The sequence below is a fragment of the Ruegeria sp. MALMAid1280 genome (assembly GCF_049195285.1).
In the GTDB taxonomy this organism is placed as follows: Bacteria; Pseudomonadota; Alphaproteobacteria; order Rhodobacterales; family Rhodobacteraceae; genus Ruegeria.
The window spans coordinates 1-16,200 of record NZ_JBMIRT010000057.1 but is presented as its reverse complement, the minus strand read 5'-3'; the positions used below and the strand labels follow the sequence as shown (position 1 = coordinate 16,200).

Here is a 16,200-nt window from a genome sequence, read left to right as displayed (position 1 = left end):
GGGCAGGTCGCGGAACCACGTCCGACCGCTGCTCGGGCGGTCACCAGCCTAACGGCACATTTCGCTGCAGAGGGCGCAGAAAACCGCAAGGTTTGAGCATGCACGGCCCGATCGTTTTGACTTATCCCCCCCCGGGTGGCACCATCCCGGGAAATCGCGGCCTGATTACCTGTCGGCGTTGAATGTTCATGCCACAGGCCCTAAGAGGTCCGCGTAGTAAACAACGGTCACACATTGATTTAGTAACTTGAGAGGTCAAATGGCACGTAAGGTCACAAAGGCGATCTTCCCCGTCGCAGGACTTGGCACCCGGTTCCTGCCGGCAACAAAGTCGGTCCCGAAGGAGATCATGACTTTGGTCGATCGCCCGCTGGTGCAATACGCCATCGACGAGGCGCGCGCCGCCGGTATCACTGAATTCATCTTTGTAACGTCACGCGGAAAATCCGCTCTTGAGGACTATTTCGACCACAATCTGGTTCTCGAGCAGGAATTGAAAGCCAAAGGCAAGGATCAGCTGCTGGAAACGCTGAACGCGACCAACATGGAAAGCGGCGCGATTGCCTATATCCGCCAGCACAAGGCCCTGGGTCTGGGTCACGCGGTCTGGTGTGCCCGCCGTCTGATCGGCGATGAACCCTTTGCGGTCATGCTGCCCGATGACGTGATCGCCGGCAACAAGCCCTGCCTGAAGCAGATGGTCGAAGCCTATGAGGAAACCGGCGGCAACATGGTTGCGGCCATGGAAGTTCCGGCCGACAAAACCAGCGCGTACGGCATTCTGGATGTGGGGGAAAACATCGGCTCGGTCGTCCGTGCGCGGGGTATGGTCGAAAAACCGAAACCCGAAGAGGCACCGTCGAATCTGGCCGTCATCGGGCGCTATATTCTGGGCCCGTCGGTTCTGTACAATCTGAACCAGATGAAAAAGGGCAGCGGCGGTGAAATCCAGCTGACCGACGCCATTGCCGAGGATATCGGGAACGGTGTGCCGGTCTTTGGTTACAAGTTCGATGGTCAGCGGTTTGACTGCGGGTCCAAATCCGGCTTCCTGCAGGCCACGGTCGCCTTCGCACTGGCCCGCGATGACCTGCGCGAAGACCTGAGCCAATATCTGCATGACATCGTCGCCACAGGGCAGGCCGCGCAGTAGCAGGCTGCTTTCAATTCATTTTTTGGTTAGTGGCCGGGGCGTGCAGCGTCCCGGCTTTTTTGTGCCCTCCGAAGGTTAGCAAATGGTTTTTCGGGCGTCCGGCCCGGTCAGACAGGATTCAGGCACCGCACGGCAATGTGGCGCGTAATTCAATTGTCGGACCGACAGCCTCAGGAGGACGCCCGTGTCACAGAACTCACCCCGATTGAACCTGCCTTTTCTGCAACCGTCGCAGGCGCAAAAACACGTCACCCATAACGAAGCGCTGCGGCAGCTTGACCTGATCACGCAACTGAGCGTGGCCACGACAAACGCAACGACCCCGCCCGCCGTACCGGATCAGGGCGAGGTTCACGCGTTGGGCGCGGCCCCCACGGGGGACTGGACCGGGCAGGCCGGGAAGCTGGCCGCGTGGCTGGACAATGCATGGCATTTCGTGACGCCGGGCACGGGTTGGCGTGCCTGGGACGAGAGCACCGGGCAAATGAAAATCTGGGACGGCGGCGCTTGGGTTGATCCGCCGGTCGCGACGCAAAATCTGGACGGTGTGGGTATCGCCACCGGCTATGACAGCACCAACCGTCTTTCGGTGCGGTCTCCGGCGACGCTGCTCAGCCATGACGGCGGGCATCAGCTGAAGATCAACAAGGCCAGTGTCGGCGACACCGCGTCCTTGCTGTTTCAATCCAACTGGACCGGACATGCCGAGATGGGCCTGTCCGGCAACACTGGCTTTGCGATCAAAGTTTCGCCCGATGGCGGAAACTGGACCAACGCGCTGAGCTTCGACCCCACGACCGGAACCGCCAGCGGCGCGGCGGTTCAGGCCAGCGCCGATGACATTACCGCCGGTCGCCTGATGCGGGCGGATTACGGCTATGGCCCCGGCAACCTGCTGGGTGTCGCGGCACAGAGCGGCGGCACTCCGACCGGGGCAGTCATCGAACGCGGGTCGAACGCAAACGGCGACTATGTGCGCTTTGCCGATGGCACCCAGATTTGCACCGTCTCTCTGGCGGCCACAGGTTGCACGAATGCAGAAGGTGCCTTGTTCGCAAGCGGCGCGGCGGACTGGGATTTCCCGGTGTCTTTCGCTGTGGGTTCAACCATTGCGGTGTCCGGCAGCGGAGGCGCAAGCACCCGATTCATGGGGTTCGACGTGCCAACTGACGCTCAGGTGGGGTTCAAAGTACTGGCCGTTGCAAGTGATGCGACGGCGCTGGTACCAACGGCCACTGCAATTGGCCGCTGGTTCTGATCTCTAATTGCCCGGGTTCGCGCCCGGGCTTTTACTTGGCGCGCAAATCCGCGTCTGCCTGATCCAGAAACCAGGCATAGGTTTCGCGAATTCCGTCTTCCAGACCGACACGCGCGCGCCACCCCATATCGGCCAGCCGAGACACATCCATCAGCTTGCGCATGGTGCCGTCCGGTTTGCTGACATCCTGCGTTATCTTGCCGGTAAATCCGGTGGTTTTCGCCACCAAAGCCGCCAGTTCCGCGATCGACACGTCCTCGCCACAGCCCACATTGATATGGCTCAGCATCGGCTGGGTGTTTGCCTCATAGACATCGCGGGGCAGGTCGAGCACGAACAGCGACGCCTCGGCCATGTCATTCACATGCAGGAATTCGCGGCGGGGTTTGCCGGTGCCCCAGATCACGACCTCATCCAGCCCATCCCGCTGCGCCTCGTGGAAGCGGCGGATCAGAGCAGGCAGCACATGACTGTTTTCAGGGTGGAAATTGTCACCCGGCCCATAGAGGTTGGTCGGCATGACCGAGCGGTAATCGACACCGTGTTGCCGGTTGTAGCTTTCACATAGTTTGATCCCGGCGATCTTGGCGACGGCGTAGGGCTCGTTTGTCGGCTCCAGCACACCGGTCAGCAGCGCATCTTCCCGCATCGGCTGCGGTACGGCGCGCGGATAGATGCAGGAACTACCCAGCTGCAGCAGATGCTTCACCCCGGCGGCAAAGGCCTGATGGATCACGTTACATTCGATCATCAGGTTGTCGTAGATGAAATCCGCAGGGTAGGTGTTGTTGGCGTGGATACCGCCCACCTTGGCCGCGGCCAGAATCACGACGTCCGGGCGTTCGGTCTGCATGAAGTCGCGCACGGCGGCCTGATCGGTCAGGTCCAACTCGGCATGCGTGCGGGTGACCAGTTCAAGCGCTTCGCCCGCATCCTTGCGATCCTGCAAGCGGCGCAGGATTGCGCCACCGACCATGCCGCGGTGGCCTGCTACGTAGATCTTGCGCATGGCGCCCTCCTCAGCCGTTTTCCAGAGTTACCGGCAACTCGTAGCCATGCTCTTTCAACAGCGCATGCCGTTTCGCGGTCTTGAGGTCCTCGACGACCATCTCGGCGCACATTTCCTGAACGGTCAGCTCAGGCTCCCAGCCCAGCTTGGTTTTGGCATTTGACGGATCACCCAGCAGCGTTTCCACCTCGGCCGGGCGGAAATATTGCGGATCGATCCGCACGATCACGTCGCCCGGCTTCAGGGCCGGTGCGTTATCGCCCTCGATCGATTTGACCGTTGCAATCTCATCGACGCCTTCGCCCGAGAACTCCAGCGTGACACCCAGTTCCGCCGCCGACCATTCGATGAACTGACGGACCGAGTACTGCACGCCGGTCGCGATCACGAAATCTTCGGGGTTGTCCTGCTGCAGCATCAGCCACTGCATCCGAACATAGTCTTTTGCGTGGCCCCAATCGCGCAGACTGTCGATGTTGCCCATGTATAGGCAGTTTTCCAGACCCTGCGCGATGTTTGCCAGACCACGGGTTATCTTGCGGGTCACGAAGGTTTCGCCACGACGCGGGCTCTCGTGGTTGAACAGGATGCCGTTGCAGGCATACATCCCGTAGGCTTCGCGATAGTTCACCGTGATCCAGTAGGAATACAGCTTGGCCACCGCATAGGGTGAGCGCGGGTGGAACGGCGTCGTCTCGCGCTGCGGGATTTCCTGCACCAGACCATACAGCTCCGAGGTCGAGGCCTGATAGAACCGGGTTTTCTTCTCCAGCCCCAGGAACCGGATCGCCTCCAACAGGCGCAGCGTGCCGATAGCATCGACATCGGCGGTGTATTCCGGAGATTCAAAACTGACCGCCACATGGGACTGCGCGCCAAGGTTGTAAACCTCGTCCGGCTGCACTTCCTGAATGATTCGCGTCAGGTTCGACGTGTCGCTGAGGTCACCGTAATGCAGGTGCAGTTTCGGGTTGGGAACATGCGGGTCCTGATAGATATGGTCGATCCGCTGCGTGTTGAACGAGGACGCGCGGCGCTTAATCCCATGAACTTCATAGCCTTTTTCCAGCAAGAATTCGGCCAGATAGGACCCGTCCTGTCCGGTAATACCGGTAATCAATGCCTTTTTTGTCATCGTTTTTTCCCACGGAATACTGTGTGCATCTTTGACGCCTCAGAAACAGCAAGAAATCGCGGAATGCAACCCAAGGCAAGAAATCGCTGAGAAAACCGGCGGCAGGTTCCTGCCTGCTCACCGGTCCGGGAAATCAAACGATAACAGAGGTTTTGCACCAGGCAGCGGTACAGGAGCGGTCAACCGCCAACCACTGTCTGGTTCGGTCAGCTTGCCCCGTACAATGGAACCGCGCTTTTGGCCCCATCTGCCAGCGCCTTGCTCTGATCCCGGCGCACCTGTTCGTAAAGGGCCAGCGCCCGATCCGAGAACAGGTGGCTCGGTGGCTCGACATGCACAAAGTTGGACTGCTCGTTCTGTCCGCGCGCCAGCATGGCATAGTCACGATCCGCAACGAACTGTTTCGCATTGGGGTTCAGGTAACGGATGGCCAGACCGATCCTGCGATCCCCGGACCGGTTCGGGCCCGAGCCGTGAATGGTCAGCCCGTGATGCAAGGACATTTGCCCCGGAGCAAGTTCGATATGGGTCTTGTCGTCCTCTGCCACATCAACGGCAATCTCCTGTCCTCGCGACAGCAGGTTGGTTTCGGAATAGGTGTCGTTATGCGGCAGGATCGGGTTCTTGTGGCTGCCCTGCACAAAATCCATGCAACCGCTTTCGACCGTGGCCGGAGACAACGCAATCCAGGCGGTGACCTGATCCGGCGTCTCGCCCATGCCCCAATAGGTCAGGTCCTGATGCATACCCACGGTGTGATCGGTACGCGCCTCTTTGATGAAAAACTCGGCGGACCAGATCATGATGTCCGGGCCAAGAACGCCCTCGACCGCATCCAATACTCGGGGGTCCAGCGCGATCCTGGCCGCCAGCGGGATCACCAGATGCGCGTTCACACGCTTGTAGGTGTTCAGCGGCAGGGGCAAATCCGCAGCCAGCCAATCCTGTTCAAGCTGTTCCAGTCCCGCACGTATCTCGGCGGTTTCCTGGGCTGAGAAAATCGTCAGCGGGAAAAGAAACCCGTCTTCCCAGTACTGTGCGGATTGGGCTGCGGTCAGCGCGGTTTCAGACAAGGGGGCGGTTTGCTGCATGGCGTACCTCTGGGATGTGTTTCACTGCAGGATAGGGCACAAACCCATCGGGCCAGCGCGCAACCTCTTGCCCGTGAGAATAAGTTCAGCTTAGCCTGCGCCCATGTCGTCCCGCATCCCCTCTCTCAACTGGCTGCGCGTGTTCGAGGCCGCGGCCTGCACCGAAAGCTTTGCCCGCGCCGCCACCCAGCTGAACATGTCGGCGGCGGCCGTCAGCCAGCAGGTCAAAGCGCTTGAGACACGGCTGGGCACGCCGCTGTTTCACCGCCACGCCCATGCGGTGACCCTGACCGAAGCAGGTCGGGCCTATCTGCCGTCGGTTCAGCAATCCCTGCTGATGTTGGAAACGGCGACAACGGGGTTGTTTGGTGAAACCCGGGCGCAACGGTTGTTTGTGCAATCCATCCTGTTGTTTGCGCATGGGGTTCTTGCTGGCGGCTTGCCAGAGTTCCAGTCGGCGCATCCCCAGATCAACCTGTCGCTCACCACCGGCAATCTGGTGTCGGATTTCGCCAATCAATTCACCGACCTACAGATCGTGTTCGGCAATCCGGCCGCATATGGCGCCGAAGGGGATCCCTTGCTGCACGAACGCCTGTATCCCGTGGCACCGCCGGAGATCGCCGCGCAAATCCGCCATCCTCAGGACCTGTTCAGGTTCCAACTGATCGAGGTCTCGACCCATCGCGCAAGCTGGCTGCACCTGTTCGAAACCCTGCGTCTGCCCGCCGGTCAGGCGCGTTATTTCTTTGCCGACAATTCGCTGATGGCGGCCGAGCTTTCGGCCAGCGGCGGTGGCATCGCGCTGGCCCGCGCGCCTGCCTCGGATCGTATCATGCAACTGTCGGGCCTGGTCCCCTGCCTGCCGGACATTCAGGTTGCCGGGCAGGAAGCCTATCATCTGGTCTATCCCTCGCGCGCTGCGCTACGCCCGCCTGCGCGTGCGTTTCGCGACTGGCTGCTGGATTACAGCGCCGCAGTCCAGACGCGGTAACGCCCCTGCCCTGTCACCTCGCGGATCAACCCGCGCCGGGTAAAGCGATCGATATTGCGCTGCACCGCCGCGCGTGAGGCCTTCGTCAGTTCTTCGGCCAAGGGTGCGGACACCATGGGCCAAGCCGTCAGAACGTCGATCAACAGAGGTGGCGTTCGCCCGCTGAGCCCGCTGGTGGCCTCGCGCGCGCGCTGCTCCCAGGCGCTGACCCGGTCCAGATGCATCAACGCGGCCAGCGCCGCCTGCCCTGCCCCCCGGACCCAGGCCGATAGCTTCTCGTCCACCTCCCCCGCCCCGCGCAAGGCACCCGGGCCGGACAGGGCCAGCGGCATGAACATCGCCCCACCCCGCCCCATTGTGGCCGCATGGCGTGCCGCAATGATCGCAGCCTCGGTATCCTGCCCAATGCCCTGCGACAGCGCGCGCCAGGCGTGAAAAGCCATTGCCGCCTGCGTGACCGGGTGCAGCCCTTCGGAATTGCGCATCACTTCGGCCAGATCGGCAATTGTTTCGGGGATGTCTTCAATCCCCTGTGCCATCCGGTCCAGAAAGGCGGTCAGCCCGGTCTCCCACCCACCCTCAGAGGGGCCTGGACCCGCTGTCAGCCGCCGCACCGCCCATCCGGCGCGGAACAGCGCCTGAACGTCGTCTCCGGTCGCACCGATGCGCAGACCGGTCCACAGCGCCAAACGGTCCACACTGATCCGATCACCGGTCCACCAGCCCAGATCGGACACATCCATAAGGGCCAGCCGATGGGTCCACCCATCCGGCCCCGCACGCAGACGTTCGTCCAACGCTCCAAAAATCGCAGCCAGATCGGCGAGTTCATAAGACAGCTCGGCCTGCGCCGCGCGCCAGTCCCGCGGGTCGAACAACAATCGGCGATCCGCCTTCGGACCGGGGATCAGGAAATCCTCGGTCGCCTCTTCATCCTCGGGCGGCAGAAACCACAGATCGTCGTCTTCGGGCGGGTCCGTGTCATAGATACTCGGAGGACCAACCGCATCGGCGTCCTCATCCGGATCAGGTATGACAGGTTTTGTCGTCATATCCGGTATATTTCGGGGAATTGCCGCGGTTCACAAGGCGTTTTTGCACCCCGCGCCCTCAGCCCGGGAAACTTGTGGTCAGAACGTCCAGCTGCCCGGCCAGATCGGTCTGATCCCTGGCGCCAATCAGCATGTATCCATACCCGTCCTGTGCCCAGGTGGCCGTGGCCAACCCGCTGAGAACCGCCTGTTTCAAATCCCTTGTCGGCGCGCCTTCACCCTGCCGGATCACACAAAAAGCAAAAGGCTGGCCCTGTTCATCGGCAAACACGACCTGAACCAGCGGCTTGCCCTTGAAGGACAGGATTTGCGCGCGCTTCAGCTCTCCGCCCGGCAGCGCCTCCAGCACCGCGCGGTTGAGCGACCGCCCCAGCTGTTCCTCGGCCATCGCAAACTGTTCGTCCAGCGCCTGAGGCGAGCTGTCCAACGATGCAACCGTGACCGGCGTATAAAGCGACTGATAAATCGCCGCCTGCGCGGCCCAGCCCAGAGGTTCCGGACGCGTGGCCCAGTAGGTTGCCGACACCGCCACAATTGCAACCGAGGCCGCAACGGCCAGCAACCGCAACCCGACACCCGCAGGCTGCACCGGGACAACAGCCGCAGGTGCGGGCAAATCCACCGCAGGCGTTTCGGCGGGGACACGTTCGAACACCGCCTGCACCACAGGCGCAAACGGATCCAGCGCCATCAGGCGCTGCTCAAGCTCGGGGTCGGCTTCAACCGCGCTTTCGATGGCGCGGGCCTCGGCCTCTTCCAGTTTGCCTTCCAGATACGCTGTCAGCGTCTCGTCGGAAAACTTCATTTGCCACTCCGTCGAACGGCGTCTGCCGCCTCATGCTGCATCACGGTTTTCAGTTTCTGCCGGGCGTTGGACAGCCGGCTCATGATTGTTCCTATCGGCACTTCCAGCAACGCCGCGGCCTCGCGGTAGCTATAGCCTTCGACGAACACAAGCATGACCGTCTCCCGCTGCGCTTCCGCCAGTTGCATCACTTGAGTAAACACTTCAGCGGCGAAAATATTCGTTTCCGCGTCCGGTCCGGTGGCGATTAATTCCGCTTCGGGCGTGACCGACAGCGCCTGCGCCTTGCGGACCGAGCGCGCGCGCACCTCGTTCAGCCAGATCGAGCGGCAGATGGTGATCAGCCAACTGTCCAGCCTGTCATAGGACGTCACCTGATGATGACGCTCCAACGCGCGCAGACATGTGGATTGCAGCAGGTCGTCGGCCACATCCGATGCGCCGGACAAAGCCAGCCCAAACCGCCAGACACGCTTTGAATGCATCTGGATCGCGCCGCGCACGGCCTGTTCCGAGCTTGTTTCACCACCCATCGAAATTTTCGAGACCTGTTTGTTTGTCATTCACGGACCGGGATCCGCAGGCTCAGGATTGACATATCCCGAGGAGGAAAGAAATGAAACGTCTGATCCGGGCCGTAACGATTGCGATGGCAATTGTTGCAACACCGGCGCGTGCGACCAGCCGGATTCTGCCACCCGAAGGCAAGGAACTCGGGCGGACATGCCAAAATCGCAAAAACTCTGCAAGATGAACCGCAGCGGCCTGCCTGACGGATCTGATCCCCCCTTCCCCTTGGTGAAACGGCTGGCTAAGAAGTTCGTCCAGACATATTTAGGAGGCCTCCTTGGACCGCATTGCCCGCACCATCGCCACCGAGATCAGCGCCCGGCCCGAACAGGTTGGAGCTGCGGTGAAACTGCTGGATGAAGGGGCCACCGTCCCCTTCGTCGCCCGCTACCGCAAAGAGGTGACCGGAGGGCTGGACGATACCCAACTGCGGACATTGTCCGACCGCCTGACCTATCTGCGCGAGCTTGAAGCACGCCGCGAGACTATTCTGGGTTCGATCAAGGATCAGAGCAAGCTGACCGACGATCTGGCCAAATCCATCGCGCAGGCCGACACCAAGGCGCAGTTGGAAGACATCTATCTGCCCTACAAACCCAAGCGCCGCACCAAGGCGATGATCGCACGGGAAAACGGGCTGGAGCCGCTGGCCGATGCCATTCTGGACGACCGGTCCGCCGACCCCGAAGCTTTGGCGCAGGGCTATGTGACCGAAGCGGTGCCGACCCCCAAAGACGCCCTGAATGGCGCGCGGGATATCATCACCGAGCGGCTGACCGAAAACGCCACCCTGCTTGGCGAGCTGCGCGACTTCATGCAGCGCGAGGCGCTGCTGACCTCGAAAGTGATCGACGGCAAGGAACAGGAAGGCGCAAAGTTCAGCGACTATTTCAGCCACACCGAGCTTTGGTCCAAAACCCCGTCGCACCGCGCGCTGGCGATGCTGCGGGCCTCGAAAGAAGGGATCGTGACGCTGGATATCGCACCTGAGCCCGAAGCGGGTGCAGCCCGCGCCGAATCCATCGTCGCAGCCCATCTGCACACGCGCGGCGAAGGCCCCGGCGATGCCTGGCTGCGCAAAGTGGCCGGATGGACCTGGCGGGTGAAACTGTCCCTGTCGATGATGGTTGAGCTGATGGCGGACCTGCGCGGCCGGGCGCAAGACGAGGCCATTCAGGTTTTCTCTCGCAATCTCAAGGACTTGTTGTTTGCCGCACCGGCCGGAGCGCGGCCGACGCTGGGTCTGGACCCCGGAATTCGCACCGGCGTCAAAGCGGCCGTTGTTGACGCCACCGGGAAGGTGGTCGCAACCGATACACTTTACCCGTTTCAGCCAAAGAATGACATGCGCGGTGCACAGGCCACCATTCTGAACCTGATTGCCACACATAAGATCGAACTGATTGCCATCGGCAACGGCACCGCCAGCCGCGAAACCGAAAAGATGGTGGCCGACGCGCTGAAGCTGCTGCCCAAAACCGTTAAAGCTCCGACCAAGGTGGTTGTGTCCGAAGCTGGTGCCTCGGTCTATTCCGCCTCGGAACTGGCCGCGCGCGAGTTTCCCGATCTCGACGTGTCCTTGCGCGGGGCCGTGTCCATTGCCCGGCGGCTGCAGGATCCGCTGGCCGAACTGGTCAAGATCGAACCGAAGTCAATCGGTGTCGGCCAGTATCAACATGACGTGGATCAGCACCGGCTGTCGCAATCCCTCGCCTCGGTGATCGAAGACGTGGTGAACGCGGTCGGCGTCGATCTGAATACGGCTTCTGCCCCCCTGCTCTCTCATGTCTCGGGTCTGGGGCCCGGGCTTGCCGAAGCAATTGTGCTGCACCGTGACGTGAACGGCGCGTTTCAATCGCGCAAGGAGTTGCTGAAAGTGGCCCGCCTTGGCCCCCGCGCTTATGAGCAATGTGCGGGTTTTTTGCGCATTCGCGACGGTTCGGAACCTTTGGATGCCTCCTCGGTTCACCCCGAAGCCTATGACGTGGCGCGTCGGGTTGTTTCCGCCTGCGGACGCGACATCCGGCAGATCATGGGCCATGACGGCGCTTTGAAAGGGCTGCGAGCCGAGCAATTCGTCAACGACACATTTGGCCTGCCGACCATACGGGACATCTTTGCCGAATTGGAGAAACCCGGCCGCGACCCAAGACCGAGTTTTGTTACCGCCTCGTTCACCGATGGCGTCGAAGAGATCACCGATCTGAAACCGGGTATGGTTCTGGAAGGTACTGTCACCAATGTCGCCGCCTTTGGGGCATTCGTGGATATCGGCGTGCATCAGGACGGGTTGGTGCATGTCAGCCAATTGGCCGACAGGTTCGTCAAGGACCCGCATGAGGTGGTCAAGACCGGACAAGTTGTCAAAGTCACCGTGGTCGAAGTGGATGTTCCCCGCAAACGGATCGGCCTGACAATGCGCAAAGATGGCGGTGCCTCGGCACGCGAGGATCGGGCCAATCGTGGACCAAAAAAGAGCTTTGGCGCCACAAAAGCCAAAGGAGCGCAACACGCAAAATCCGACGGTAATGCGCACAACAGCGCATTCGCGGATGCGCTTAAGTCGGCGATGAAAGACCGTTGAGGCTCTGAGGGGCTGTTCGCAGCCCCTTTTTCAAACGTTCAGGAAAATGCGTCCGGCTCAAGTTCTTCCCAGAAATCAAATATAGCGTTGGCGTTCAAACCCGAACGCCAGCCATGAGCGCGGAAATGTTCCCGGTCCAAATCGTTGTCGAGCCCAGCCAGGAACAACCGTTTGTCAGCATCTCTCTGCGTTGGGTTTCGCCGCGAAACCAGATCCTCGACGATAGACAACTTGCGCGACCGCTCCGCTCGCTCCGCTGAGCGCGCGGCATAGGCCTGATCTTCCAGTGCCTTCTCGGCCTCTCGTACACGCGCGGCTTCAACGGCTTCGGGGCTGGGTTCAGCCGGTGCTTCCTTTTCCGGCGGCTGGTAATCGTCACGCAAAGCCGCGGACAGATACCCGACCGTGGACTTCACGTCACCCTGCCCGCTGACGTAGTCGAGCTTCTGTTGCACGTAGTCTTCGCCGTGTTCGGCAATCCATTGACGTGCAAGCCGGTCCGACACCCCCTGTTTGCGCAGCGTCTTGTAGACCTGCAGATTGCGAACGCCGTCGCTGTCGTCGATTTCGAACATCGCCTTTTGCGGGTTCCCCTTGATCAGAAAGCGGATATCGGTGACGGTGCGCCCCTTTTTTTGAAACTCGGGTTCGATCAGAATGTCCGAACTTTTGTTCACCTCGGCAACGGCCGGCTTGATGATCTTCGCGTTGAGGTGCTTGAAGCTGCTGTAGTAGTCGCTGCCATCCACCCCCATGAGCTTGCGAAACACATCCAGCGCCCACCATCCGGTCGAGCCGGTCCGTACGAAACGATAGCAATTCTCATAAAGCGCCAGGCCATGGCCCGAACTGAAGTTCCTTTGAATCTGGACGTTGATCAGGGCATAGATTTTAGGATCATACAATTTCTGCGCCAGAGCCGGAGAATAGGCATATTCGCAAATTCCGTTCTTCAGCTTGGCAAAACTGAGCAGCGAAGACACGCCCCATTCCTGTCGCCCCTGTTCGTCCAGCATATCCCATTCTGCGACGGTTTCAGCCAACGCCCGCAGGCTCGCGCGCAACGTGTCAAAATCATTCGAGTTGTACCCAACCATCATCGCAAGGGTTCGTGCGTCAATCGTGTGCGTCGGCGCAGAGGTCAGTGCGTCATAGGCATTCAGCAACAGAACGTTGGACAGCTTACGCTGCAACAACGTAAGCTTGCCGCTGATGTGAATCGCGGCGACGTTTTTCTTGACCGTCTCCCGGCGCAAAGCACCAGAGAGCTGATCCATATCCAATTGGGTATCCGGCATGATTCTGCCTGACTGCTCATTTTCCGTATTTCTGACATGAAAAGTACCTGCGGATCAAATCAAATTGGGTACCCAAATACAGGAAGACCGGAATCCCGTATCCGGGTACCTCATGTGAAATTTACCCGAGTTATCCACAAGATTGATACATACATGCGCTTCAAATGGACTCTGCCGTCGAGCTCGCACCAACAGAAGGTCCGGATTTAGGGTCTAAACTCGCTGAAAATTCAAAGCCCTGCGAATCGGCTCCCTTCTTCCCGATAACCGGGACCCTCCATCCTGTGTACGGGTTCCTTTGGTACCGGAATCGGGTTCCTTTGGTACCGTATTCAGGCCCCCAAACCATGCTTACACATTGTTTTATTTAGGTTTTCATAGCGCAAAGATTCTAAAACCTCTAAAAATAATAAACTCTTTGTTGGTCCGCGTGTTCATTTTCCTTTTAGTTTCGTGGCGAAACCCAAAGCGGATACCGTATTCTGTGGAAAACCTTCTTTCAAAGGATAGCCTCAACGCTAAATGTTCGCTATGTTGGGCAATATACGCCGATAAGGCGAACATTATCTGAGGCATCGACAGTGAATAAATCTACCCAACCTCCCCTGCCGCCCTATTTGAATCTGGACCCCGAGCTTGCAGCGGAAAAGCTGCCTGATCCTATCGGCACCTCTCGATTCGCAAAAGCGGCTACATTTTGTGCCAAAGGACGCGAAGACCTGGCTCGTCGCGGTTATGCTCCGGATGGAGAGAAACGACTTCGCCGTTTCTCGATTTGGGAAATCACCAAATACCTTATCCCGGTAGCTCCGGCCCATTTGCGCCGGGTGTTAAAGGCCAACCCGGACCTGCCCCAAGGCGAGGGCGAGGCCGGTTCGAAATGGTTCACGCTTGAAGAGGTGCTCACACTCAGAAAGTACTTTGCTGCCGAGGGCGTCAGCACCAAAGAATATTTGCCCTACCGGCCCGAAGGATTACCGGCAAAAGTTGTGGCCGTTGCCAATTTCAAAGGCGGTGTTGGCAAAACGTCGACGGCCGCGCATCTGGCCATGTCGGCCGCGCTGGACGGGTACAAAGTGCTGGTCGTCGATCTGGACAGTCAGGGGTCGATGACCTCTATCCTGGGGGGAAATGTTGCCGACGAATGGCAGACGGTGTTCCCGCTGATAGCCAAGGATTATGCACGGGCCGTGCAGGAAGAGAACCGGGTCCGGGTTGCGGCAGGCCAGCCAGAGATTCCTCTGGATGAAACACTGCAAGAGGCTCTGAACACCCTGCCCCGGGATGTTATCCAGAAAACGCACTGGCCAAATATCGATCTGATTGGCGCCCAGCTGAACCTGTATTGGGCCGAATTTCAGATTCCAGTCTGGCGCATGGGCTTGCGCAGCTGGCCACTGTGGGACGGATTGACCAATTTCCTGCATGACGAGGGCGTTCTGAACGATTATGACATCGTATTCCTCGATACGCCTCCTGCACTTGGGTACCTAACGATCAATGCGCTGGCGGCGGCGGATATTCTGTTGGTTCCCTTGGGTGCGTCATTCCTTGAATTTGACTCGACGGGTCGGTTCTTTGATATGCTCTACACCACTTTCGCAAGCATTGAAGACGGTGAGAACGCGGCGCAACGGGCGGCGGGTTTGCCCGAACTTAAGTTTGAATGGGATGTAGTGCGGGCGATCATTACCCGGTTCGATGCCAGTCAGCAGACAGATATGGCCAATGTGATTCAGGCCTATTTCGGCGATTTCATGAATGCGTACCGGCAGGACTACACCGCGTTGGTTGGGCAGGCCGGTGAGCAGGTCAACGGCATCTATGAAGCTGACTACAGGGATTTTAACCGGGATACATACGTCAGGGGGCGGGAAACATTTGACCGCACCTACGCCGAATTCAAACAGGTTCTGATCGGCTGCTGGTGGCGCGACGCTCAGATGGGAGGAGAAGCAGATGGCTAAACGCAGAAGACTGACCGCTCCGGACACGTCAGAATTGGAACAGCTTGAGGCCGGTTTCGCCGCGAAACCTTCGATCAGCCCGTTTGAGACTAAGTCATCGACGCCTCCGATTGCTCAGGTCGCGGCAGAAGCTGCGACTTTGAACGGCATGACCGCTGTTACGGATCGCCTTGCATTGGCGCAGGACCAGGGGGATGCCGCCCGGTGGCGCGACGCACAGGATGCGGGATTGGTGGCGGAGCGTTTGCCGCTGGATCAGATCAATGCGGATTTCATTCGCCGTGACCGTATGGTCGAAGACGAAGAGGCCATGTCCGAACTGTTGGAATCGCTGCGCGTCCATGGCTTGCGTACCCCGATTGAGGTGACACGGGACGGAGACAGCTACGGGTTGATCTCGGGATTTCGGCGTCTGAACGCTTTTCGGCGCCTTGCGGGAACGGATCCGCGTTTTGCGGATATCCCTGCTTTCATTCGCGAGGCGGGCTCCGGTCAGGGTGCCTATGTCTCGATGGTCGAGGAAAACGAACTCAGGTCGAATCTCAGCCCTTATGAACGCGGTCGCATTGCGGTGCTGGCTGCGGGGCAGGGCGTGTTCGCGTCGACCGAGGCCGCCGTCGACATTCTGTTCGCGGCAGCGTCCAAGGCCAAACGGTCCAAGGTTCGCAGCTTTGCGATGGTGCATGAGGCGTTGGGTGACCTGTTGCAACATCCCATTGCCCTGTCCGAGAAATCTGGCTTGAAACTGGCTTCGGCGTTGCGGGACGGTGCGCAGACCAAACTGCGGCAGGCGCTGGCCGGGGTAGGGGAACTGGACCCGAAATCGGAATGGGCTTTGCTGGAAGCTGCTTTGAAGACGTCGCCTGCCCATGCGAAAGACAAGACGCGCGGCGGGCGGCCACAGCAGGTTCAACGACTTTCACCCGTCGCACTGTCTGGGGGGGGCGATATTGTAGCCGAGGTTTCCGCCGGAGAGCTACGCATTCGCATTCGCGGAAAAGATGTCTCTGCCGAAGACGCACAATTGATCGTCGGGCAGCTCGCTGAATACCTCGGAGAGTTTCGCGGCGAAACCTGAGCTTGGACAAAAGCACCTAGCGCTGCGGTTATAGTGCTGGTGATGTGCAAAATTGTCATTTTTTGCGCATACCAGTGATTGAACCCAATGCAGCTGGTCACTGGGATGTGTCGCAAACATTTGGAACGGCCAAAGCCAGCGACTTACTGGATACACCTATCCTGCTATCTTTGCGAATAGCTGAAAGCCGGAAGTCGTATCAATAG

The 16,200-nt window shown here is 59.6% G+C and carries 14 protein-coding genes; 7 read left to right on the top strand and 7 right to left on the bottom strand.

What is annotated here, in order from left to right:
- Window positions 1–259 precede the first annotated feature (259 nt).
- Window positions 260–1,153: a UTP--glucose-1-phosphate uridylyltransferase GalU gene (gene galU / locus ACOQFT_RS15815; protein ID WP_421598851.1), complete on the top strand. Its 894-nt coding sequence runs from the start codon at window positions 260–262 to the stop codon at window positions 1,151–1,153.
- A gap of 184 nt (window positions 1,154–1,337) precedes the next feature.
- Window positions 1,338–2,411 carry a DUF2793 domain-containing protein gene (locus ACOQFT_RS15810; RefSeq protein ID WP_421598850.1) on the top strand — a complete coding sequence of 358 codons (1,074 nt, stop codon included), beginning with the start codon at window positions 1,338–1,340 and terminating at the stop codon, window positions 2,409–2,411.
- A 31-nt stretch (window positions 2,412–2,442) separates the two neighbouring features.
- Here ACOQFT_RS15810 and fcl read toward each other — a convergent pair whose 3' ends face one another.
- The 3 genes from fcl to ACOQFT_RS15795 form a co-directional block, all read right to left on the bottom strand.
- Complete coding sequence (fcl, locus tag ACOQFT_RS15805; RefSeq protein ID WP_421598849.1) at window positions 2,443–3,420, bottom strand: GDP-L-fucose synthase; 978 nt, start codon at window positions 3,418–3,420, stop codon at window positions 2,443–2,445.
- Between the two features lie 10 nt (window positions 3,421–3,430).
- Window positions 3,431–4,555: a GDP-mannose 4,6-dehydratase gene (gene gmd, locus ACOQFT_RS15800; RefSeq protein WP_421598848.1), complete on the bottom strand. Its 1,125-nt coding sequence runs from the start codon at window positions 4,553–4,555 to the stop codon at window positions 3,431–3,433.
- Between the two features lie 206 nt (window positions 4,556–4,761).
- A complete protein-coding gene (locus ACOQFT_RS15795) occupies window positions 4,762–5,646 on the bottom strand; it encodes a phytanoyl-CoA dioxygenase family protein (protein ID WP_421598847.1) in 885 nt (294 codons plus the stop codon).
- A 103-nt stretch (window positions 5,647–5,749) separates the two neighbouring features.
- On the opposite strand from ACOQFT_RS15795, the gene ACOQFT_RS15790 reads away from it, so the two are divergent.
- Window positions 5,750–6,640, top strand: coding sequence for a LysR substrate-binding domain-containing protein (locus ACOQFT_RS15790; RefSeq protein ID WP_421598845.1), 891 nt, complete (start codon window positions 5,750–5,752; stop codon window positions 6,638–6,640).
- Here ACOQFT_RS15790 and ACOQFT_RS15785 read toward each other — a convergent pair.
- From ACOQFT_RS15785 to ACOQFT_RS15775, 3 genes are read right to left on the bottom strand one after another with little or no spacing between them, the layout of a single operon-like run.
- Window positions 6,613–7,692: a helix-turn-helix domain-containing protein gene (locus ACOQFT_RS15785; protein WP_421598844.1), complete on the bottom strand. Its 1,080-nt coding sequence runs from the start codon at window positions 7,690–7,692 to the stop codon at window positions 6,613–6,615. The genes ACOQFT_RS15790 and ACOQFT_RS15785 overlap by 28 nt on opposite strands.
- Window positions 7,693–7,750: 58 nt before the next feature.
- On the bottom strand, window positions 7,751–8,497 hold the full coding sequence (locus ACOQFT_RS15780; protein WP_421598843.1) for a hypothetical protein: 747 nt from the start codon (window positions 8,495–8,497) through the stop codon (window positions 7,751–7,753).
- Window positions 8,494–9,060 carry an RNA polymerase sigma factor gene (locus ACOQFT_RS15775; RefSeq protein ID WP_421598842.1) on the bottom strand — a complete coding sequence of 189 codons (567 nt, stop codon included), beginning with the start codon at window positions 9,058–9,060 and terminating at the stop codon, window positions 8,494–8,496. Before ACOQFT_RS15775 ends, ACOQFT_RS15780 begins: the two co-directional genes overlap by 4 nt.
- Window positions 9,061–9,113: 53 nt before the next feature.
- Between ACOQFT_RS15775 and ACOQFT_RS15770 the strand changes: the two genes are divergently transcribed.
- Together ACOQFT_RS15770 and ACOQFT_RS15765 are read left to right on the top strand one after the other, a co-directional pair.
- Complete coding sequence (locus ACOQFT_RS15770) at window positions 9,114–9,251, top strand: hypothetical protein (protein ID WP_421598841.1); 138 nt, start codon at window positions 9,114–9,116, stop codon at window positions 9,249–9,251.
- Between the two features lie 93 nt (window positions 9,252–9,344).
- Entirely contained in the window at window positions 9,345–11,651 is a 2,307-nt protein-coding gene (locus ACOQFT_RS15765; protein ID WP_421598840.1) for a Tex family protein, read from the top strand.
- 38 nt (window positions 11,652–11,689) lie between these two features.
- On the opposite strand, the gene ACOQFT_RS15760 is transcribed toward ACOQFT_RS15765, so the two are convergent.
- Complete coding sequence (locus tag ACOQFT_RS15760) at window positions 11,690–12,949, bottom strand: replication initiation protein (protein ID WP_421598839.1); 1,260 nt, start codon at window positions 12,947–12,949, stop codon at window positions 11,690–11,692.
- Between the two features lie 581 nt (window positions 12,950–13,530).
- Between ACOQFT_RS15760 and ACOQFT_RS15755 the strand changes: the two genes are divergently transcribed.
- Complete coding sequence (locus ACOQFT_RS15755; protein ID WP_421598838.1) at window positions 13,531–14,916, top strand: AAA family ATPase; 1,386 nt, start codon at window positions 13,531–13,533, stop codon at window positions 14,914–14,916.
- Window positions 14,909–15,994 carry a ParB/RepB/Spo0J family partition protein gene (locus tag ACOQFT_RS15750; RefSeq protein WP_421598837.1) on the top strand — a complete coding sequence of 362 codons (1,086 nt, stop codon included), beginning with the start codon at window positions 14,909–14,911 and terminating at the stop codon, window positions 15,992–15,994. Before ACOQFT_RS15755 ends, ACOQFT_RS15750 begins: the two co-directional genes overlap by 8 nt.
- Window positions 15,995–16,200 lie beyond the last annotated feature (206 nt).